We start from the raw sequence: 18,778 nt of genomic DNA on the forward strand, positions 1-18,778 counted from the left end.
AAAAGTCAACTGGCGTATTAATGCCAGTTGACTTTTTTGTGGCGTGCCCCACAGGCGCTCTATTATAAGAAATGCCGCCAAATTTTTGGTAGAGGTTAGTTTTCCATCAGTTTGCCAAATTTACGATTTTGGTACCATGAGCTTCAGAAACGCCCAATTCTTTGACGACTTGATCGACATTTTCAAAGGTAATACCCGCGCCAGGTAAGATTAAAAGGCGACCGTCAGCGTAAGCAATCAGCTCTTTTAGACGGGAAAGATTGTCAAGAATTGGTGTGCCTGCCGCTCCGCCGTGGGTCAAAATACGATCTACGCCGTGACCAGCCAACCAATCGATGGCTTCAAACTGCCGTTCAGCCGGAATTGCGTCGAAAGCCATATGAAAGGTGATCTGTAGACCTTCTGCATTGTCGATGAACAGTTCCAGTGCTTCTTCGTCCAACCAACCGCTAGGAGTCAAGCAGCCGAAAACAACACCGTCAGTTCCAAGTTTTTTGGCTTCAATTAAGTCGGTGTGCATAATCTTCAGCTCAATATCGTTGTAAACAAAGTCACCACCGCGGGGACGGATCATGGTCATTACCGGCACCCCTTTTTCACCAGCATAGCCCAATGCTTCTTCGATGACACCGGTCGAAGGCGTCGTTCCGCCGACAGCCAGGTTGTCACATAGCTCGATGCGGCCAGCACCAGCATGGATGGCCGCTGGAATATCCGTATAATTTTCAGCACAAAATTCTTTAATCAACTAAAGTCACGTCCTTTGAAATAATGAATGATAGCAAGTCTGCAAGGCAACAAAGCTTTGTAAGCACCTGCTCTTCTGTGTAGAATTTTAACATATCTCTGTGGTAAAGTAGAGGACGAGGCGCCGATAACATAGCGGCCATAGGAAATGACACAGCCGCTGGAGCATACGCGGCAGAAAAAAGCAGTAGACGAGGAGAACAGGATGGAAAAGAAGATTGATCGTGGCAAACGCTTTGTCTACGAACAGGCGCAATTGTTTCGTTGCCCACTGTGCCATACCTCAATGAAGGGCAGTGCTGCTGGGCTGATCTGTGAAAACCAGCACCGTTTTGATGTTTCTAAAAAAGGGACCCTGTTCTTTTTGACCCACCAGGTGAAGACGGATTATGACCACGAGATGTTTGCCGCCCGCCGCCGCATGATCCAAAGCGGAATGTATCAACCGCTGCTCAAACGACTAGCAGCGTTGGTGCCGAGTGCGGGAACACTGCTGGATGTCGGTTGTGGCGAAGGTAGTTTTCTGGATTTGTTGTTAGAACAAACTGGTCAACAAGCAGCTATCGGGTTTGATATTTCCAAAGAAGGAGTTTACATGGCAACGGAACAACCGCAACCAGCATTTTGGTGTGTGGCTGACCTCACCAACTTGCCTTTTGCTGATAAGCGTTTCGATACAGTGCTGAATATTTTTTCCCCTTCAAATTATCGGGAATTTGCCCGAATCTTGAAGCCGGCGGGGCAGTTATTGAAGGTGGTTCCGGGCCCTCGTTACTTGCAGGAACTCCGACAAGCCTTCTACCCGGAGGATGTCACCAAGCAACAGTACTCCAATGCGCCTGTGGTAACGAAATTCACAGAGTTTTACCGACACTTCGAAAGTGAAGAAATAACGTACCAGTTTGAAATCCCAGCAGAGCGAAGACTGGATCTTTTGGAAATGTCCCCTTTAGAATGGGGTGTCAAACCAGAGCGAAAAGCTGAATTAAAAAAACAACCTTTAAGTAAAATCACAGTTGACTTATTGCTCCTGAAGGGCGAAAATTCTGCTTTTTTGTGAAGTTTTTGAGATTTTCCTGTTGCAAAAATCTGCGATGGGTGATATAGTTACGTCAAGTCATTTTTCATTGGTTTTTATCAGGTTCCTGTTCTGATAAAAGTTAGTGAAAAGAGCTTCACTAACGTAACAACTTGCCGTGCTTGACACCGAGTTGCTACGTTTTTTTTGTGTTTTTTTCGGGGAGCTTAGGTTGGTCGTGTGAATTGTCTGTTTTTGAAGAAGAACACTTCGAAAACTCAGTGTGTAGCGGAAGGCGTGAGAAGGGAATAGAGGCTTTGGTCTGCAAAGTGAAGGAACGGGCTGTGGCTTGGGCCTTTTTTTGTTGCGATGGTTTTGGTTTTTTAACGATGCAACGATACATATGATCTTGCCATTGGCTTTACGTTGGCAATCGACTATTCCAAAAATAAAAAGATGGTTGAAAAAGAACATTGGGCCGAAGAATTCTGGCCAAGGATGACTATCCAGACTTCGGAAGGTCGTAATTTGGATGAGTTCGCTATGAGAATCGATGGCAATTTGGACAGGGAAAATCATGTGATGGAATATTACTTTGAAATGCAACCAAAACAATTTGCCGGCTATGCAAATTAAGAGGAGATTGATATTTCAATCGATAAAGTTACCGGCTTTGAGGCACGGCAGCCTTCTAAGCCTGGCTTTTATATGTTGGACAGTATAGAAACAAAAGGAAACTGGGATTTTACAGTAAATAATCGGAATATCGAAAGATTGGTAGGTAAAACCTTTTTACCGACAACTGAAACGGAGTTACCGATAGCAGCTGGAATCGCCTATCCTAGCGGGTTTGCAATCAAGATCACTGATTCAAAAGCGCTGCGGGCAATGCTCCATCAGCGGGTCAAAGAAGGAAAGAATAATTCAGAACGCTTACGGGTAGAAAAAAAATGGGGAAATCACTTATTACGAAAGGGATAGTGGCTATGAAACGGTAGAAAATATTTCCTATTCGGTTTTTGCTTACACTGGTTATGATGAGGAGGCAAAAATCTTCTTGGAGAAAGAGGGTTTTGAAGATATCGAACTGAAATTTTCAGAATAGCTTTTCCAAATAGAATATCAAAAGAAACCGGCCAGATGGTATATCCGTGTGGCCGGTTGTTTTTTACAAGGGGGTGTCGGTGGTTTTATTTCAACAGGGCTTTTTTCGGCTTCTGAACGTCAAACTGTTGTCGAAGCTTTTTGAGATACAGCAGCGTACCTGTAAAAAAGACGGTCAGTATAAAAAGCGGCAGCCCCTGGATGACGATGCCTCTACTGGTTAGAAAGCTTATTTTGATAAGTTCCAAAACAGCGGGATGCCAGAAAAAAAGTTCTTTTCCGATGGCTCTGAATTTTTGATCAGGAAGACGTGTAAGCTGAGGTTTTAGTAGACAAGGAACAACAATCAGCAGCAAAGGGATCAAGCTGAATAAAAAGTTTTTGTCATCTCCTTGATTGTGGTAAATCAGCCAACCTTCGCCACTCACGAATAATCCGCTGAAAAACAACTTTAAAGGCAGCTGTTGTTTGAAAAAAGGCTTTTGGTAATTGTCTTGTAAGAAAAAACCAAGCCAAATAAAAATCGGCGCGAAGAAAAGTCCGTTGCGTGTGGTGAAGAAGACACTCTTGTAAAGCTGATACACCGGTTCAACGGCACTGTGGCTGAAATAGGCAGAATAAGTTTCGTAGGAACCGATAGCATACAGTGTCAAAAAAAGCGCAAAGCTCCCGAGATACCCTATATGCTGGAGGAGTTTTTCGGTCAGGCGGGTTGCAAAAAGTAACGCCGGAAAATTCCAAAGGTGGTAACAAACCCCCAAGAAGAGTAAGCCCCAAACGATTGCAAAAGGCAGTAGTAAAAGAGACACCTGTCGTTCATATAAAATAAAGAGACCATAAGGCAGATAAACCCAGCTGAGGTAGCGGTACGTTTTATATTGTTGGCGGAAAAAAACGTACCAGTAGTCTGGCTGTGTTTTTTGACGTTGCCGATAGAAAAAACCGTTGATGACCAAAAAGAAGGGAACAGCCATCCGGCAAAAAATCGACTTGAGTAAAAAATGAAGCCACGGAATTTCCGACAAGCGGCCACAGTGAACCAAAATGACAAGAAGTGAAGCGAGCAATTGTGCTAGTGATAAATAAGGATATGTTTTTTTCACAGGAAAACCTCCTATCAGGTTTAGCTAGTGTAACTTTTTACTGTTGGGCTTAGCCAGCAACGATGGGTAACAAAGGGCGAAAACCTTGATGTATTAGTATGTTCTATTTTGTTGCGGCCTTTTTTTGAATGGAAGAATGTCGTCACAGTCTTTGATTTGCTATACTGTCAGCAAGGAAAAGTTGCGAAAGGAAGTTTGGCATGCGCATAGGGAAAATCATCAAGGAGGAACGTACAAAGCGACAGTTAACCCAGGAGAATCTGGCGGAAGAGTTTTTTGTTACCCGACAGCTGATTTCAAAGTGGGAGAATGATAAGAGCTATCCGGATCTGGATCAGGTCGTAAAACTGAGTGAGTTTTTTCAGCTGCCGTTGGATTATCTTTTAAAGGAAGATCAGAAAATGGTGGAGGAACTGAATTTCGATAGTCGCTCAAAAAAGTGGTTGAAACGTAGTGTGGCGGGTTTGTCTTTTATCATTGTGGGAATCTTGGTAACGATGGGGCTTCTTTTTTGGAACGATACATTGGTATTGGAGGCTGATGATCTGATTATTACAGGAATCGAAAAAAAGGAGCTTTCTCCCGAAGAAGTCACAAATCCGGTCACCGGCCAGAAAGTTCAATTACCTGCGGATGTAGAGTATGTGATCTCGTTTAAAAGTGACCGTTTGTTTTGTGATTTAGCTCGGGTCTCAGGCTATGCGCAAGCGGTGGACCAATCGGGAATCCAAGTGACTGTCCTCGGGTTTAGAAAACTGTTTGGTGGACGAAAAGAAAGTAAAATTTATGTACGGAGTTCTCGGGAAAATATTCTGGAAAAGGAAGGTTCAAATCTAAACAAAGGCATTTATTTTGCTGGGCTGTCTGCTCATTTTGCCAAAATAGACGAGGGCCAGCTGTTGATTCGAAAAGAAATCCTTGCTGAATTACCCAATTCTCCAAAGCTGCGGCTGGAATAGGTCAGGTTGACAGAGCTGCTGGGGGAAATTTGGCCAATAGAAAAGACTGACTCACGGCGGTCTGCCCATTGTATTTTGCGGTTTGAATTTTGATTAAAGCATTTTTTTAAACGGTGAAAAGGCTGGATAATATCCGCTTTCTCACCGCTTTTTGCATTTGTAACAGAAGCAAAAGTTGTCAGAGTGGGCGTGTTCGCTTTTTGAAGATTTGTTTTACATACGTGAAAAGCAGTCTCGGACTACTGCGCAGGGGCGGAAAGTTGTGCTATAGTAGGAGAAGAATTTTGCGGGAGGCTGGTCTGATGATCGCTGTCTACCGTGACAGAAATGGAGATTTTTTGCGTGAATCATATTGTTTTATTTGAACCGCAGATTCCGGCCAATACCGGCAATATTGCTCGAACTTGTGCGGCCACGAATACCCCACTGCACCTGATCGAACCGCTGGGCTTTTCTACTGATGACAAGCATTTAAAACGGGCAGGATTGGACTATTGGGAAGCTGTTGCAATCAGTTACCATCAGGATTTGGCGGCTTTTTTGGCGTACCTTGAAAAAGAAGAGAAGGCACAGCTGCATCTGATCACCAAGTTTGCCAATCGGGTGTATTCTGAGGTGGATTATACCGATGGGCAGGAGCATTACTTCATGTTTGGCAAAGAGACCACTGGTTTGCCGGAGACGTTCATGCGGGAAAACGCAGAAAAATGCTTGCGAATTCCTATGAACGATCAACATGTTCGTTCGTTGAATCTCTCAAACACCGCGGCAATGGTCGTCTATGAAGCGCTGCGGCAACAAGGGTTTCCCAATTTGGAACTGACCCATCATTATGAACACGATAAGCTGGACTAAAAGCCAGTAAAAAGATGCGGCTGAGAAACTATCCCAAAATAGTTTCCAGCTGCAGTAGACTTATCAATTTATGGAAAAGAGCGAGGCGCATATGCAGATTTACTTTACCCGACACGGCAAAACCGAATGGAACAAGGAACGACGCTTTCAAGGCATGTTGGGAGACTCCCCGCTATTGCCTGAGAGTATGAAGGAGCTGGACCTGTTGGGAGAGCATCTGGCGGAGGTGCCGTTTGAAGCAATCTATGCGTCTACTTCACAGCGGGCCCGTAAGACGGCTGAAACTATCGCAAGTCATTTGAAGCAACCGGCGCCGATCTATTACAATGATGGGCTGCGGGAGCTGGGGCTGGGCAAGCTGGAAGGCCAGTTGATTGACGAGATGAGCGGGTTGTACCCAACGGAATTGGATCACCTGCGCAATCGACTGGATCTGTATGATCCACGGGTTTTTGCCGGGGAAGCCATTGAGGACGCGTTAGCCCGTATCGAAACAGTTGTGGCAGATGCAGTGATGCAGCATGAAGGTCCGCTGTTATTTGTCGGGCATGGGGCATCATTGACCGCAGCAATCCAGTGGTTGGCGGGCAAAGAATTGTCTCAATTGCGGGAAATGGGTGGTCTGGTAAATAACAGCGTGACGATGATGGAGGCGATTGAACCGTTGAAATTAACCCCTTATCGGCTAGTCACCTACAATGACGCGTCATTTCTCGGTGATAGTGCCGGAAGAGATGCATTGTTGTAACAAGACGTTTTGTATTTGCCACTGCTTTGAAATAGAAACAGATGAAATTAAGAGAGGAGCGGCAGCTTTTGTCAGAGACACAAGGAACCATCGACGGCACGGTTGCCGCGATTTTTTATCAAAACGGAGGCAATTTTTTCAAAGTCCTCTTAGTAAAAGTAGCAGAAACCGACTTGGATTATCGAGATGACGAGATCGTGGTCACGGGTACTTTCGGTGATGTTCAAGAAGGAGAGGCCTATCGCTTTACCGGGCAACTGGTGGAGCATGCAAAATACGGACTACAGATGAAGGCTGACAGTTATCAACAAGCGCAGCCCACGTCAGCGGCTGGACTGATTCAGTTTTTTGCCAGCGATAAGTTTCCCGGAATCGGCAAGAAGACAGCGGAACGAATCGTAGAAACACTGGGGGATGATGCGATCAACCGCATGCTGGATGACCCCAGCTTACTGACGCAAATCAGCGGGTTGACGAAGGCCAAGCGAGAGATGATTCTTGAAACGGTTCGGGCCAATCACGGCATGGATCAAGTCATCGTAACCTTGACCAAGTATGGCTTTGGTAGCCAGCTGGCCTTTGCTATCTACCAGACATATAAAAATGAAACACTGGATATCATCCACGAGAATCCCTATCAACTTGTGGAGGACATCGACGGAATCGGCTTCAAAAAGGCCGATCAGTTGGCAGAGCAAATGGGGATTTCTGCTGATTCCCTACAGCGAATGAAGGCGTGTGTTATGCATCAAATCTTCCATCATGCGCTGTCTTCCGGGGACACGTATATCCCTGCTCAAGAGCTTTTGGAACAAGTGATGGAGCTATTGGAGAGCAGTCGGCCGGTGGAGATTCCACCAGAAGAGCTGGCTAATGCTATCATCCAGCTGGTAGAAGAAGGCAAGATCCAACAAGACGGCACGGAGCTTTACGACAATTCCCTTTATTTTGCCGAATGGGGCGTTGCTAACTCGGTAGAACGCTTGTTAAAACGAAAAAGTGAGATCGTTTATGACGAAAAGCGCCTGAAAAAAGAGTTGCGAAAGATTGAAAAAGAGCTGGCTATCAGTTACGGAACTTCACAAGAAGAAGCGATTTTTGAGGCAATCAAATCCCCTTTGTTCATTCTTACCGGTGGTCCTGGTACCGGCAAAACCACGGTCATCAATGGTATCGTCAAATTATTTGCGGCCCTGAACGATGTGGATCTCAGCCCCCACAATGCCTCCAGTGATGTCTTTCCTATTAAACTGGCAGCACCTACTGGACGAGCAGCCAAGCGAATGAATGAAACTACCGGACTGCCGGCAGGAACAATCCATCGGTTATTGGGACTTACAGGCCGGGAGAAGACGCCTTCTGCCAGTGCCAAAGAGTTAAACGGTGGTCTGCTGATTGTCGATGAGATGTCGATGGTGGATACTTGGTTAGCTAACACCCTGTTTAAGGCCATCCAAAATGACATGCAAGTCATCTTTGTGGGAGATAAAGATCAACTGCCTTCTGTAGGACCCGGACAAGTCTTACATGATTTGTTGCAAGTAGAAGTGATTCCAAAGCGGGAGTTGACAGAAATCTATCGGCAGGAAGATGGCTCGAGTATTATTCCGTTGGCCCATGAAATCAAAAACGGCCACTTGCCGAAAAACCTTACTGTCAATCAAAAGGACCGCTCCTTTTTTGCCTGTGATGCCTATCAGATTGAACCCATCGTGGCTCAGATTGTCGGTAAAGCCAAAGCAAAGGGCTTCACGCCACAAGACATTCAGGTGTTGGCTCCGATGTATCGGGGGCCTGCCGGGATCAATGCTTTAAACAAGATGATGCAGGAAATTTTTAACCCCAATGATGGCACGAAAAAAGAAGTCTTGTTTAATGACGTGGCCTATCGCATTGGCGACAAAGTGCTGCAGCTGGTCAATGATGCCGAACAAAATGTCTTCAATGGTGATATGGGGGTAATTGTGGGTATCACCTATGCCAAGGATTCAGAAGAAAAAACTGATGAATTGACGATCCGCTTTGATGCCGCCGAAGTTACTTACAAGCGCAATGAATGGAATAAAATCACGTTGTCTTATTGCTGTTCCATCCATAAATCTCAAGGCAGTGAGTTCAAAATGGTGATTCTGCCCATGGTCTACCAATACCAGCGAATGCTGCAACGAAATTTGTTGTATACCGCTGTTACTCGCAGCAAGGACTTACTGATCTTGTTGGGAGAGACCCGTGCTTTTGAAACCGCGGTGCGGGTGGAATCCGCTACCCGCCGCACGACATTGCAACGACGGATAGCCGAAGCAGCTGGCATCACTCCGGCGTTGGTACAAAAGATTCACCAATACGAAGATCAACAAGCGGATGAAGGCCATACCGGATTGGTAACTTCCCTGCCGCTTCCAAAAGCTGAGCTGCCTTCTTTAGCAGCTGAGACAGCTAAAGAATCAGCGGAGCATAAAGTGGTTGAGCTTCAGCCGAGCACTGAAGATCCAAGGGCTGCCATTTCTGTTGCTTCCCAAGAAGAGACACGACAACCTGTGGATTACGCAGCACTCACTCATGAGATGCAGCCGTCTTTGAAATCAGGCGAAGACGTGCAAGAAAAGCCAAGCCTGGAAGAAGACACAGCTGAGCATCTTTTGACTCCGCAGTTGGTTCGTTCCGGGACTGTAGATCCATTGATTGGCATGGCTGGTGTAACGCCGATGATGTTTATGGAGACAAGTGACGGAGAACAGTGAAGCTGATGATAGAAGCAACAGCCAAAAAGACACTCAAACACACCGAAACAATCGGTGAATTGAGTGTCTTTTTTGCGCCTTTGGTTACTAGACCTGAAAACTGTGCTGGACGTGCTGCTAGTCTTTTTTGTACCAGACCCACTGCTTTTTCGTCGTAAAGGTGATGTCAAAAGGGCGTTTACCCATGACTTCACCGTCAGCTTGGCCATATTCCGGAACGGTGGAAACGATACGAATTTTAGAACTGTTGAAGTGGTGATAATATTTGGAAGTTGTGTGGGTCTTGCGAATCAGCTTAATAATCAGCCAAAAGATTTTGAGCATGTTGATTCGTTCGATAACTACGAGGTCAATATTGGGCTTGTCTGCTTTTGCCATGGGAGCAATAGCAACCCCGCCACCAAAATAAGGATGATTGGTGGTGGTACAGAGAAAGGCTTTGTTATAAGCATATTCGGCACCGTTGACTTCTACTAAAATAGGAAAGCCTTTTTGTGTGAAGAGTACTTTCACGATTGAAATAATATAGGCCAACGAACCAAGATTGTACTTATTCAATTGCTGTTTAGTGAGAGAATCGTTGGTGGCGTTGACAATGGCTGCATCCAGACCGATACCGACATTGTTGATAACTACGCCGGTCTCAGCTTGAATTTTTTCGTCGTAGAGCAAGTTGTTGACAGCTTGCGGCTCTTGCGCTTGAACAATCTGCCAAAAGGCTTTTTCTGGCTGAGGGGACAATCCAATGCCCCGAGCGAAGTCATTGCCAGAACCGCCGGGAATGTAGCTGACCGGGATATCTTTGTTTAGGCGGTACAGCTCATTTAAGACTTGGTGCAAGGTTCCGTCGCCGCCAATCACCATCAGTAAAGGAAAGAGCTGGTCGTCGCCAATCGTCTGATTTTCAGGATCCCAAGGGGCCAAAACATCTTCAAAGACTAAATTGCGGACGAGCTCTCGTTCGTGACCGGCGTGATCGGTAAAATATAATGTATGAGCAAATTTTTTATCTTCCAGTAAAGCGATGATTTTCTCGCCGACTTTTTGTCCCCGGCCACTGCCGGAAGCCTGGTTGACTAACACGTGAAAGTGGAATTTCATGAAGGGCGCGTCTCCGTTTCTATAAATGCCGAAACAACAAGCTCTAAAGGCAATCTCTGCACTTTAGTCGGCTGTTTGCGGTGTCTTATTGCCAAGCTTTTGACGAAAAGACGCTGAAAGCCTGACAGCAATTCTCAATGCCCGTATTTTAACAGAGGTTTTTCAGATTTAAAAGAGAAAAAGCCGGCTTAGTCACAAGCCGGCAGTCGTTAGCTATGGTTTTTGGGAGTAGTTGCCCAACTTGAAGGCACAAAAATAGCCTAGTGAGTGAGGAGGGTGTTGCTTTGGTGGTCTTCTAATCAATCCAAGGTTCTGATGTCCACTTGTTTTGATTCCTTCACTCACTAGACCTGTTCAGTTGGTAAGGAGTTCTCAAATTCCCACGTCCTTTTTCGTTTTGTAGCTCATAACAATTCTTTTCAGGCAGCGCCTACATCGGCTGCTTTTACTGGGAATTCCTATGACCCCTTACACCTATTTTATACCATGTATCTAGGGAAAAAGCAAGCGGTTGTTTAAATTGGTATATCTGTATTTAGAAAATTTTATACTTTAGGAGAATTGTTGTGTAGCCACTGATTTTTGAAGTTATAGTTATTTTTTGTTTTCCTTTTTCAGTTTATTTTACCAATAAGATTTAAATTGGTATTGCCGAATGTAAAAAAGAGATAGACTGATAACGGTGGTTCCATTTATTGAAGAAATCTGCTATACTGGCTATCGGATTCGGGAGGGCACTCCCCGCGGTTCGTTTGACTACCATCCCGCGTAACCAAAACTAGGAGAAAGAAGGAAAAACAATGCAAGAAAAACTCAATAAAACTAGCTCAGTGAGCAATGTTCGAGTGCTGACAGTGAATGCTGTCGTGGCAGCTCTCTACGTAGTGTTGTCGCTGATCACACCGCTGGCGGCTGGACCGGTACAGCTACGAATCTCAGAAGGATTGAATCATCTGGTGGTTTTCAACAAGGAATTTTTGTGGGGAATTTTCGTGGGCTGTGTCGTTTACAATGCCCTGTTCGGCTACGGAATCATGGATGTGGTTTTCGGCGGCGGACAGACACTTTTGGCGCTGACAGCTACGAGCCTGTTGGAAAAAAGAATCAAGAATGTCAAAGTTCGCTTGGCAGCCAATACCTTGTTCTTTACTGCAAGCATGTTTTTGATTGCAATCATGCTCACTATCACGGGTGAAGTGCCGTTCTGGGCAACGTACGGAACTCTGGCACTCAGTGAAGTAGCGATTATGGCAATCACTGCACCTTTGATGTACCTGTTGAACGAAAAATTGAATTTTAGTCGCCGGGTTTAATTCCTCGGGACAAATAACCTCCCTTGTATTGTTTGGGAGGTTTTTTGTTTTTTCATGCTAAACTGATAATAGAAGAAAAGGCCCTGGAAAAATAACGCGAGGAGGAATGAAAATGGATGACTTTGATAGTTTTGTTGGCTGGAATCACTTTATGGAGGATGAGGAGCAAAAGGAAGCCTCACTAGCTGCTGATAATGCGGAAACAGATGAGGAGGATTCTGAGGGGGAAGTTAAAGCCGAGCTCGATGAAAATGAGCTGTGGGAGGATGCAGAAGACAGCTTTTCTAATGAAGAGGATCAAGAGTGGTGAAGGGTTCTCTTTACGCTGGCAGGAAAAGAAAAAATCGTTGCCCGCCTGATTGTCACTAGGGGCCGCCGCAACTTGACGGCGGTTTTTTTTCGTGGTATTTTAAATTGTATGAGTTTAGGCACCTATGGTTTGAATCAAGAAAGAGGAAGCAATCAATGGCAACGAAAAAAGCGGCTTTGGCCTGTTCGGTGTGTGGTTCCCGCAACTACACCAAATCAGTGAGTGAAGGTAAAAAAGGCGAACGCCTGGAGATTAACAAATTCTGTAAATATTGCAATCAATATACATTGCATAGGGAAACAAAATAACGACCTGTTGGATGGAGGGATACCCATGAAATTTATCAAAAGCGTCTTTGCTGAAATGAAAAATGTGACTTGGCCCACGAAAAAAGAATTGCGAAAAGATACACTGGTAGTAATCGAGACATCAATTATTTTCGGTCTGATGTTCTTTGTGATGGATACGGCGATCCAAGCCTTGTTCGGTCTGATTTTAAAATAATTTAACTGGTGGATTCCCGCAAAGGGTGCTATAATACCAGTGAAGAAAAACTTCGGGCAACTGAGGTTTTTTTATTTTACCAAAGAACAGGAGTCCTTAAAAATGGAATCATTTGAACGTAATTGGTACGTGTTGCACACGTATTCCGGCTATGAAAATAAAGTCAAAGCAAACATTGAATCTCGCGCCCAAAGCATGGGGATGGGGGATTTCATCTTCCGTGTCGTGGTTCCGGAAGAAACTGAGAAAGAAGTTAAAAACGGCAAAGAAAAAGAAGTCGTTCACAAAACGTTCCCTGGTTATGTACTGGTGGAAATGGTGATGACTGACGAATCTTGGTACGTGGTTCGTAACACGCCGGGAGTTACCGGTTTTGTCGGCTCTCATGGTGCCGGCAGTAAACCTGCACCACTTTTGCAAGAAGAAATTAACCACATCTTGCGCTCCATTGGCATGAGTACCCGTCAATCGGATTTGAAGGTAGCTGTGGGAGACACTGTCAAAATTACAGAAGGTGCCTTCTCCGGTTTGGAAGGTCAAGTGGCGGAAGTTGACGAAGAACGTCAAAAATTGAAAGTCACCATCGACATGTTTGGTCGGGAAACCAGTGCCGAATTGGACTTCGATCAAGTCGACAGCTTATAAAAAGAATGCCGCTCGGGTTTCGGGCGGCTTTTTTGTCAGCAAAACAGGAATTAAAAGACAGAGAGAAGGAAAAGGCGTGATCAAAAAAATGGGCGGCTGGCTAATGGGGCTAGGGCTGGTGATTGTTTTGACTGGATGCGGCGGGCAAAAGAGCCCCGTTTCGTCAAGTTCGGCAGTAGCTAAATCAGCAGATCAGACGACTATCATTTCTGAAACAGCGGAAACGACTACGAATGGGGCGAAAGAGAATTCCATTGTAAAAAGTTCTCGGCCGACAGTGTTTATTCACGGTTATTCCGGTGGCTGGGGGTCATTTGGCGGGATGATTAGTCGTCTCAGTGGTGACGGGACGGGGCTTAACGAATTATCTTTGACTGTGGATGCGGCAGGAACTGTCACGAGTAAGGGGAAACTTTCCGGTGAAAAAACGAATCCCTTGATTCAAGTGCTCTTTGAAAACAATCAAACCACTGATGAGAATTACGCTATTTGGATCGCCGCTTGTTTGGCATATCTCAAACAAGAATACAACATCAATGAAGTTAATCTGGTGGGTCATTCGCAAGGCGGCGTGGCAGTAGTGAAATATTTAGGTGAGTATAGTGAAGATGCCCAGCAGCCAAAACTCACGAAGGCGGTTGTGATAGCAGCCCCCTTTAATGATTTTACCGACACCGCCGCTAATCAAAGCCTCGATGATGAAATCCAGCAAGGACCAACAGTGAAAAATTCCCGTTATACGGAAATTTTTGAAGTCGGTAGTCAATTTCCCGTCGACTTGCCACTATTGGTAATCGCCGGGCAGCTGTCCGAGGAAGATCTTTCTGACGGGACGGTGCCTCTCACCAGTGCATTGGCGGGTATCGCACCACTACGGCAGGCCAAAGTTGCGGTCAGCTATCAAGTCTTCATTGGCAAAAACGCCCAACACAGCCTCCTACATGAAAATACCGCAGTCGATCAAGCAGTGACTAATTTTTTGTGGGGAAAATGAAGGGGAATTTTTTTAGAATAGAATACTATCCTTGTATTGGAGTTGACGAATATCTAGTGAGATGGGATAGTTGTTGGGTTAAAGAAATGACAGGGGTGTGAACATGATAGCACATAGTGATTCTTTCTTTCACGAAGATTCGACGATTGAGGGACTTAAAATTATCAACAGTAAGACGGTGACTGATGAACGAGGAACCGTGCGAGAACTTTATCGTAAAAGCGCTTATTCACAAGTATTGCCAGAAAGTGTTTCTTCTTGGAAGCAGATTAATCTGACCCGTACAAAACGTGGCGCGGTGCGGGGGTTACATGGAGAAGCAATGTCAAAACTAGTCACAGTAGCCTATGGTTCAGCTTTTGGTGTTTATGTAGATACAAGACTAGGCAGCAAAACAGTCGGGGCCGTAGTGACTGTCCAACTGAGACCAGGTATTCAAGTATTTGTCCCTCAAGGAGTCTGTAATGGATTTCAGGCACTTGAAGAAGATACGGAATACCTGTATTTCTTTGATAACGAATGGCAGCCGGGCATGTCTGGTTCTGCGGTGACACCATTAGATCCCGAATTGGGCATCCATTGGCCGATTGTCATTGATCCTACTGATTTAACACAGATTTCTGAAAAAGATTCACAGGCACCTACATTAAAGGAAGTACTTCATCGACCTTCCTAAAAGCAGCCAAACTATTTAAGTGATTACTAAAGGCGAGCGATTACTAAATTAAGTACCTGCATAAAAATAATTATTGAAATAGAGGCCACCGAAGGAATCCCGCCGGCGGCCTCTATTTGTCTATCCTTTTTGAAGATGATGTGACACCTACATTTTTTATATTTATTGTGAGAAAGCTGGGAGAAAGTATTCATGCTTGCCGAGACGTTCACCGCGGCTTAGGTGCCAAGGACTTCATTAACATTTCAGTCCAGTCTTCCGTGTAGTGAATGTTAATCTGTCGATAGATTTCTGGGGCGGCCACGCCACGGACCATCGCTTCCATATATAACATTAAAAATTCATCGGAATATTTCAAGTCAATTTTGCCTTCTTTGCGACCTTGATGAAATAGATCAAGCATCAAGTTGTAAGAACGCTTGGTGTAAGCCGCCATCACAGCAGCTAGCTCTGGGTCGTCTTCTTGCGTGTAAAGATCCATCATATCTACGAAAAACTGTTGGTCTACCCGCTCCAAATGGCGGACCTTTAATTTCGCCATCGTCACCAGTTTTTCCTCAAAAGACATAGGTTGGGCCAACATGGTTTCAGCTTGCTGGCCTAAATCCTCCATGTAATCAATGAAGACTTGCTGAATCAGTTTTTCTTTGCTTTCGAAATATTTGAAAATAGTGGCTTTGGCAGTTCCAGAGGCTTTTGCCACGGCAGCCATAGTTAGTCCGGCAACGCCTTGGGAAGTATTGATTAAATCAAAGGCACTCTGCAAAACACGGGCCTTTTTTTCTTGGGTGCGTTTTTCAAAGCCGTTCATAAGATCACCTGCTCATAAGTTTCTACATCTATTATAATCGGTTTTTTTTGAACTGCAACCATTGTAGTCGTTCAAAACTAAATGGTATTTTCGTTGACTTTTCGATTTTTCAGGAATAATATTGGACTCGAAAAGAATAATCGGTTTAAAATTGTTGAGTGAACTCTCAAAGAAATTAATTTTCGGAATCGAGGAATGATTATGGAAGAGATTGTAAAGGTGTCAGGGCTGCAAAAGAATTTTGGTAAGTTTCAGGCGTTGAAAGAGGTAAGTTTCACCGTTGAAAAGGGGCAAGTAGTCGGCTTTATCGGTCCCAATGGTGCCGGTAAGTCAACGACAATCCGTACGATTTTGGGAATCATCAAAAAAGACGGCGGAACCGTTTCAGTTTTTGGTAAAGATGCTTGGAAGGACAGCATTGAGATCCACAAACAGCTTTCTTACGTGCCGGGAGACGTTGTTTTATGGGGGAATTTAACTGGTGGCGAAATTATTGATCTCTTTATGAAGCTTCACGGTGGCGGTGATCACAACAAACGAGAAGAGCTGATTAAAAAATTTGAACTGGACCCTAAGAAAAAGGCTAAAAGCTATTCAAAAGGAAACCGGCAAAAAGTCGGCTTAATTGCAGCCTTGTCAGTGGAATCGGAGCTGTATATTTTGGATGAACCAACTTCTGGACTTGATCCTTTGATGGAAGCAGTCTTTCAAGAAGAGGTGGAAAAGCTGAAGCATTCAGGTAAATCCATTCTGCTGTCGTCTCATATTTTGAGTGAGGTGGAGCGGTTGGCAGACAAGGTGGTAATCATCAGAGAAGGTGTCGTGGTGGAAAGTGGCACGTTAGATGACATGCGCCATCTTACCCGTTCAACGGTAACGATTGCCGTTGAAGGTGATTTGTCTACTTTGGAGAAACTGCCGGGGGTTCATGATTTTTCTATTCAGGGGACACAGGCCACCTTTTCCCTCGATGATCAACATATGAATGCATTGCTCGCAGCAGCGGCGGGTTTACAGGTGAAAAAATTTGAGGTCGTACCACCGACACTGGAGGATCTGTTTATCCGTCATTATGAAAGCTAAGACAGACCTATGATAAAAGCAGCAGAAACAGCACTGTTGGGTTTTGTGACGCTTATTTTCCAAGAGGAGTGGGGAGCATGAAAGAGAAATTTGCCTTATGGTATTTGTTGTTTATTGAATATTTGAAGCGAGACTGGAAGAAAATTTTGATTTGGGTCGTGGGTCTTGGTAGTTTTAATGGAGGCTTTGTGCCGGCGTTTGAAGAGATCGCCAAAGGGCAAGGTCTGGTTGGGATGTATGAAACGATGCAAAATCCCGCCATGACAGCGATGGTAGGCCCGACACCTATCACTCAGAGCAGTTCTTATACCGTCGGTGCAATGTATGCTAACGAGATGCTGCTTTTTTGTGGATTGTTTGCGATGATTGTCGCAGTCTTGCATGTCGTAGGACATACCCGCAAAGAAGAAGATCTGGGGTTGCAGGAATTGATTCGTTCGTTTCGAGTCGGTCGTCAGGCCAATTCTCTGGCGGTCATTGTAGAGATGACGCTGATCAACCTTTTGATGGGAGCCTTGACAGCTGTTTTGATGGGCAGTTTCGGAGTGCACAGTATCGGTTGGCAAGGCAGCTGGTTGTTTGGCGGCTCGGTTGCATTGGCAGGAATCCTCGGCGGCGTGTTGGGCTTACTGTTGGCACAAATCATGCCAACTTCAGCGGGAGCCACTGGAGCGAGTCTTTCTCTGGTTGGAATCTTGTACATGGCTCGGGCTGCAACGGATGTCTCGGTACCGAACCTATCCATGTTTAATCCGATGGGCTGGACCTATTTAACCTATCCCTTTACGGAAAATCGCTGGTATCCATTAGTGATTGGCTTAATTTTTTCATTGGCGGTAGTTTTGCTTAGCTTTGTATTGGAAGGCAATCGAGATCTAAATGACGGCTATTTACCGGAAAGAGAAGGACGCAGTCGAGCACCGAGGAGTTTACTATCGGTTCCAGGACTTTTACTGCGGCTAAATCGCGGCGTTGCCATTGGTTGGCTGATTTCTTATGCAGTATTAGGGGCGGCTTATGGCTCGATCTACGGCGATATGCAGACTTTTTTGGATGGCAACGAGTTGTTAAAACATATGTTCACTCAAAGCGGAACCTCTATTGAAGCTTCCTTTACCGCTACTATCATGATGGTGATGATCGGGTTGGCCATAATCTTACCAGTGGTTATCGTTAATAAACTGTTTTCTGAAGAGAGCCGGCTACATTTTAGTCAATTATTTTCCACCAAAGTTTCTCGCGGTCAGTTGTACTGGTGGACGATGATTTTGGCATTACTTTTCGGTATCTTGGCAATTGTCTTTTCTGCCGGTAGCTTGGGTGCTGCGGCGCTTTCGGTGATGTCGGAGACTACAACGATGGATCTAGGAGATTTCTTAGCTGCCGGTTTCAACTATCTGCCGGTAATGTTGTTTTTCATAGGCCTAGCAGGAGTGACGCTGGGCTTTGCGCCAAGTCTGGGTAAAGGAATCTACGGCTATTTAGGATATTCTTTTGCGGTCAGTTATTTTGGCGGAATCTTGGATCTGCCAAAATGGTTCAGCAAGACATCAGCCTTGAACTGGCCCTCCCCCATGCCAATGGAAAACTTTGATGGTTGGAGCTTTGGCATCGTTTTGGTGATTAGTTTGCTACTAATCTGTGTCGGCTATCTCGGCTATAAACAACGGGACCTGAAAGAAGGTGCCTGAAAAAAGCGTTCCTCTGCTTTTAGCGGGGAACGCTTTTTTATTGTCTTTGCAAAAATAGCGTGGAAGTAGTGAGTGCTGCTAAACATTGCAATCAAGTCACTGGGCATTTTTGAGAAACTGGTTCCTAATAACCTGCTTTAGGTAAATAATAATTTATTGAATGAAAAACAATAAAACGTTTAGAAAACGCTTTATCGAACGAAGATTATCATAGAATAAAAAACGTTTTGAAGGCAAACGATGAAAAAAAGAGTAAAAAAAAGATTGACCGCTTCGATAGTGCGTGCTATTCTGTAGTCAATAAATCGGAAACGTTTCCAGTTGGTGCAGTTTTGCTGCATCGCTCTTTTTAAAACAAAGTGGAAACGTTTCTAA

The 18,778-nt window shown here is 44.8% G+C and carries 20 protein-coding genes; 16 read left to right on the forward strand and 4 right to left on the reverse strand.

Translation table 11 applies throughout. The features are described from left to right. Positions 1-106: 106 nt before the first annotated feature. Positions 107-748, reverse strand: a complete 642-nt coding sequence (locus BAU14_RS04355; RefSeq protein ID WP_161898863.1) for a copper homeostasis protein CutC — start codon at positions 746-748, stop codon at positions 107-109. Between the two features lie 204 nt (positions 749-952). On the opposite strand from BAU14_RS04355, the gene BAU14_RS04360 reads away from it, so the two are divergent. From BAU14_RS04360 to BAU14_RS04370, 3 genes are all read left to right on the forward strand, one after another. Further along, complete coding sequence (locus BAU14_RS04360) at positions 953-1,807, forward strand: methyltransferase domain-containing protein (protein ID WP_161898864.1); 855 nt, start codon at positions 953-955, stop codon at positions 1,805-1,807. Positions 1,808-2,263: 456 nt separating this feature from the next. After that, entirely contained in the window at positions 2,264-2,401 is a 138-nt protein-coding gene (locus BAU14_RS04365) for a hypothetical protein (RefSeq protein ID WP_161898865.1), read from the forward strand. A gap of 72 nt (positions 2,402-2,473) precedes the next feature. Further along, positions 2,474-2,746 (forward strand): hypothetical protein, encoded by a 273-nt coding sequence (locus BAU14_RS04370; RefSeq protein WP_161898866.1) that lies wholly within the window; start codon positions 2,474-2,476, stop codon positions 2,744-2,746. A gap of 209 nt (positions 2,747-2,955) precedes the next feature. On the opposite strand, the gene BAU14_RS04375 is transcribed toward BAU14_RS04370, so the two are convergent. Continuing rightward, positions 2,956-3,972, reverse strand: a complete 1,017-nt coding sequence (locus BAU14_RS04375) for an acyltransferase (protein ID WP_161898867.1) — start codon at positions 3,970-3,972, stop codon at positions 2,956-2,958. Positions 3,973-4,172: 200 nt separating this feature from the next. Here BAU14_RS04375 and BAU14_RS04380 point away from each other — a divergent pair, with 200 nt between their 5' ends. From BAU14_RS04380 to BAU14_RS04395, 4 genes are all read left to right on the forward strand, one after another. Further along, entirely contained in the window at positions 4,173-4,931 is a 759-nt protein-coding gene (locus BAU14_RS04380; RefSeq protein WP_161898868.1) for a helix-turn-helix domain-containing protein, read from the forward strand. A gap of 327 nt (positions 4,932-5,258) precedes the next feature. After that, positions 5,259-5,786 (forward strand): tRNA (uridine(34)/cytosine(34)/5-carboxymethylaminomethyluridine(34)-2'-O)-methyltransferase TrmL, encoded by a 528-nt coding sequence (gene trmL, locus BAU14_RS04385; RefSeq protein WP_202622163.1) that lies wholly within the window; start codon positions 5,259-5,261, stop codon positions 5,784-5,786. A 91-nt stretch (positions 5,787-5,877) separates the two neighbouring features. After that, positions 5,878-6,534, forward strand: a complete 657-nt coding sequence (locus BAU14_RS04390) for a histidine phosphatase family protein (protein WP_161898870.1) — start codon at positions 5,878-5,880, stop codon at positions 6,532-6,534. 41 nt (positions 6,535-6,575) lie between these two features. Next, positions 6,576-9,275 carry an ATP-dependent RecD-like DNA helicase gene (locus BAU14_RS04395; RefSeq protein ID WP_161898871.1) on the forward strand — a complete coding sequence of 900 codons (2,700 nt, stop codon included), beginning with the start codon at positions 6,576-6,578 and terminating at the stop codon, positions 9,273-9,275. 117 nt (positions 9,276-9,392) lie between these two features. Here the strand turns inward: BAU14_RS04395 and BAU14_RS04400 are convergent, their stop codons facing one another. Then, positions 9,393-10,376, reverse strand: a complete 984-nt coding sequence (locus tag BAU14_RS04400; protein ID WP_161898872.1) for a diacylglycerol/lipid kinase family protein — start codon at positions 10,374-10,376, stop codon at positions 9,393-9,395. Positions 10,377-11,176: 800 nt separating this feature from the next. Here BAU14_RS04400 and BAU14_RS04405 point away from each other — a divergent pair. The 7 genes from BAU14_RS04405 (at position 11,177) to BAU14_RS04435 (ending at position 14,818) form a co-directional block, all read left to right on the forward strand. Further along, positions 11,177-11,689 (forward strand): QueT transporter family protein, encoded by a 513-nt coding sequence (locus BAU14_RS04405; RefSeq protein ID WP_161898873.1) that lies wholly within the window; start codon positions 11,177-11,179, stop codon positions 11,687-11,689. Positions 11,690-11,801: 112 nt separating this feature from the next. After that, positions 11,802-11,999 (forward strand): hypothetical protein, encoded by a 198-nt coding sequence (locus BAU14_RS04410; protein ID WP_161898874.1) that lies wholly within the window; start codon positions 11,802-11,804, stop codon positions 11,997-11,999. 155 nt (positions 12,000-12,154) lie between these two features. After that, a complete protein-coding gene (gene rpmG / locus BAU14_RS04415; protein ID WP_161870291.1) occupies positions 12,155-12,307 on the forward strand; it encodes a 50S ribosomal protein L33 in 153 nt (50 codons plus the stop codon). 25 nt (positions 12,308-12,332) lie between these two features. Beyond that, positions 12,333-12,503, forward strand: a complete 171-nt coding sequence (gene secE, locus BAU14_RS04420; RefSeq protein ID WP_161898875.1) for a preprotein translocase subunit SecE — start codon at positions 12,333-12,335, stop codon at positions 12,501-12,503. Positions 12,504-12,605: 102 nt separating this feature from the next. Then, positions 12,606-13,148 (forward strand): transcription termination/antitermination protein NusG, encoded by a 543-nt coding sequence (gene nusG, locus BAU14_RS04425; RefSeq protein WP_161898876.1) that lies wholly within the window; start codon positions 12,606-12,608, stop codon positions 13,146-13,148. A 76-nt stretch (positions 13,149-13,224) separates the two neighbouring features. After that, positions 13,225-14,142: an alpha/beta fold hydrolase gene (locus tag BAU14_RS04430; protein WP_161898877.1), complete on the forward strand. Its 918-nt coding sequence runs from the start codon at positions 13,225-13,227 to the stop codon at positions 14,140-14,142. A gap of 103 nt (positions 14,143-14,245) precedes the next feature. Next, a complete protein-coding gene (locus BAU14_RS04435) occupies positions 14,246-14,818 on the forward strand; it encodes a dTDP-4-dehydrorhamnose 3,5-epimerase family protein (RefSeq protein ID WP_161898878.1) in 573 nt (190 codons plus the stop codon). A 208-nt stretch (positions 14,819-15,026) separates the two neighbouring features. Here the strand turns inward: BAU14_RS04435 and BAU14_RS04440 are convergent, their stop codons facing one another. After that, positions 15,027-15,629 (reverse strand): TetR/AcrR family transcriptional regulator, encoded by a 603-nt coding sequence (locus BAU14_RS04440; protein ID WP_161898879.1) that lies wholly within the window; start codon positions 15,627-15,629, stop codon positions 15,027-15,029. 201 nt (positions 15,630-15,830) lie between these two features. On the opposite strand from BAU14_RS04440, the gene BAU14_RS04445 reads away from it, so the two are divergent. Together BAU14_RS04445 and BAU14_RS04450 are read left to right on the forward strand one after the other, a co-directional pair. Further along, positions 15,831-16,712, forward strand: a complete 882-nt coding sequence (locus BAU14_RS04445; RefSeq protein WP_161898880.1) for an ABC transporter ATP-binding protein — start codon at positions 15,831-15,833, stop codon at positions 16,710-16,712. Between the two features lie 77 nt (positions 16,713-16,789). Beyond that, positions 16,790-18,403, forward strand: a complete 1,614-nt coding sequence (locus tag BAU14_RS04450; RefSeq protein ID WP_161898881.1) for an ABC transporter permease — start codon at positions 16,790-16,792, stop codon at positions 18,401-18,403. Positions 18,404-18,778: the final 375 nt, after the last annotated feature.

Origin of the sequence: Candidatus Enterococcus leclercqii (assembly GCF_009933135.1) — a bacterium.
GTDB classification, from domain to species: domain Bacteria; phylum Bacillota; class Bacilli; order Lactobacillales; family Enterococcaceae; genus Enterococcus_C; species Enterococcus_C leclercqii.

Coding starts and splice junctions, on each gene's coding strand:
- BAU14_RS04360 (WP_161898864.1), top strand. CDS start 953: ATGGAAAAGAAGATTGATCGTGGCAAACGCTTTGTCTACGAACAGGCG.
- BAU14_RS04365 (WP_161898865.1), top strand. CDS start 2,264: ATGACTATCCAGACTTCGGAAGGTCGTAATTTGGATGAGTTCGCTATG.
- BAU14_RS04370 (WP_161898866.1), top strand. CDS start 2,474: ATGTTGGACAGTATAGAAACAAAAGGAAACTGGGATTTTACAGTAAAT.
- BAU14_RS04380 (WP_161898868.1), top strand. CDS start 4,173: ATGCGCATAGGGAAAATCATCAAGGAGGAACGTACAAAGCGACAGTTA.
- trmL (WP_202622163.1), top strand. CDS start 5,259: ATGGAGATTTTTTGCGTGAATCATATTGTTTTATTTGAACCGCAGATT.
- BAU14_RS04390 (WP_161898870.1), top strand. CDS start 5,878: ATGCAGATTTACTTTACCCGACACGGCAAAACCGAATGGAACAAGGAA.
- BAU14_RS04395 (WP_161898871.1), top strand. CDS start 6,576: ATGAAATTAAGAGAGGAGCGGCAGCTTTTGTCAGAGACACAAGGAACC.
- BAU14_RS04400 (WP_161898872.1), bottom strand. CDS start 10,376: ATGAAATTCCACTTTCACGTGTTAGTCAACCAGGCTTCCGGCAGTGGC.
- BAU14_RS04405 (WP_161898873.1), top strand. CDS start 11,177: ATGCAAGAAAAACTCAATAAAACTAGCTCAGTGAGCAATGTTCGAGTG.
- BAU14_RS04410 (WP_161898874.1), top strand. CDS start 11,802: ATGGATGACTTTGATAGTTTTGTTGGCTGGAATCACTTTATGGAGGAT.
- rpmG (WP_161870291.1), top strand. CDS start 12,155: ATGGCAACGAAAAAAGCGGCTTTGGCCTGTTCGGTGTGTGGTTCCCGC.
- secE (WP_161898875.1), top strand. CDS start 12,333: ATGAAATTTATCAAAAGCGTCTTTGCTGAAATGAAAAATGTGACTTGG.
- nusG (WP_161898876.1), top strand. CDS start 12,606: ATGGAATCATTTGAACGTAATTGGTACGTGTTGCACACGTATTCCGGC.
- BAU14_RS04435 (WP_161898878.1), top strand. CDS start 14,246: ATGATAGCACATAGTGATTCTTTCTTTCACGAAGATTCGACGATTGAG.
- BAU14_RS04440 (WP_161898879.1), bottom strand. CDS start 15,629: ATGAACGGCTTTGAAAAACGCACCCAAGAAAAAAAGGCCCGTGTTTTG.
- BAU14_RS04445 (WP_161898880.1), top strand. CDS start 15,831: ATGGAAGAGATTGTAAAGGTGTCAGGGCTGCAAAAGAATTTTGGTAAG.
- BAU14_RS04450 (WP_161898881.1), top strand. CDS start 16,790: ATGAAAGAGAAATTTGCCTTATGGTATTTGTTGTTTATTGAATATTTG.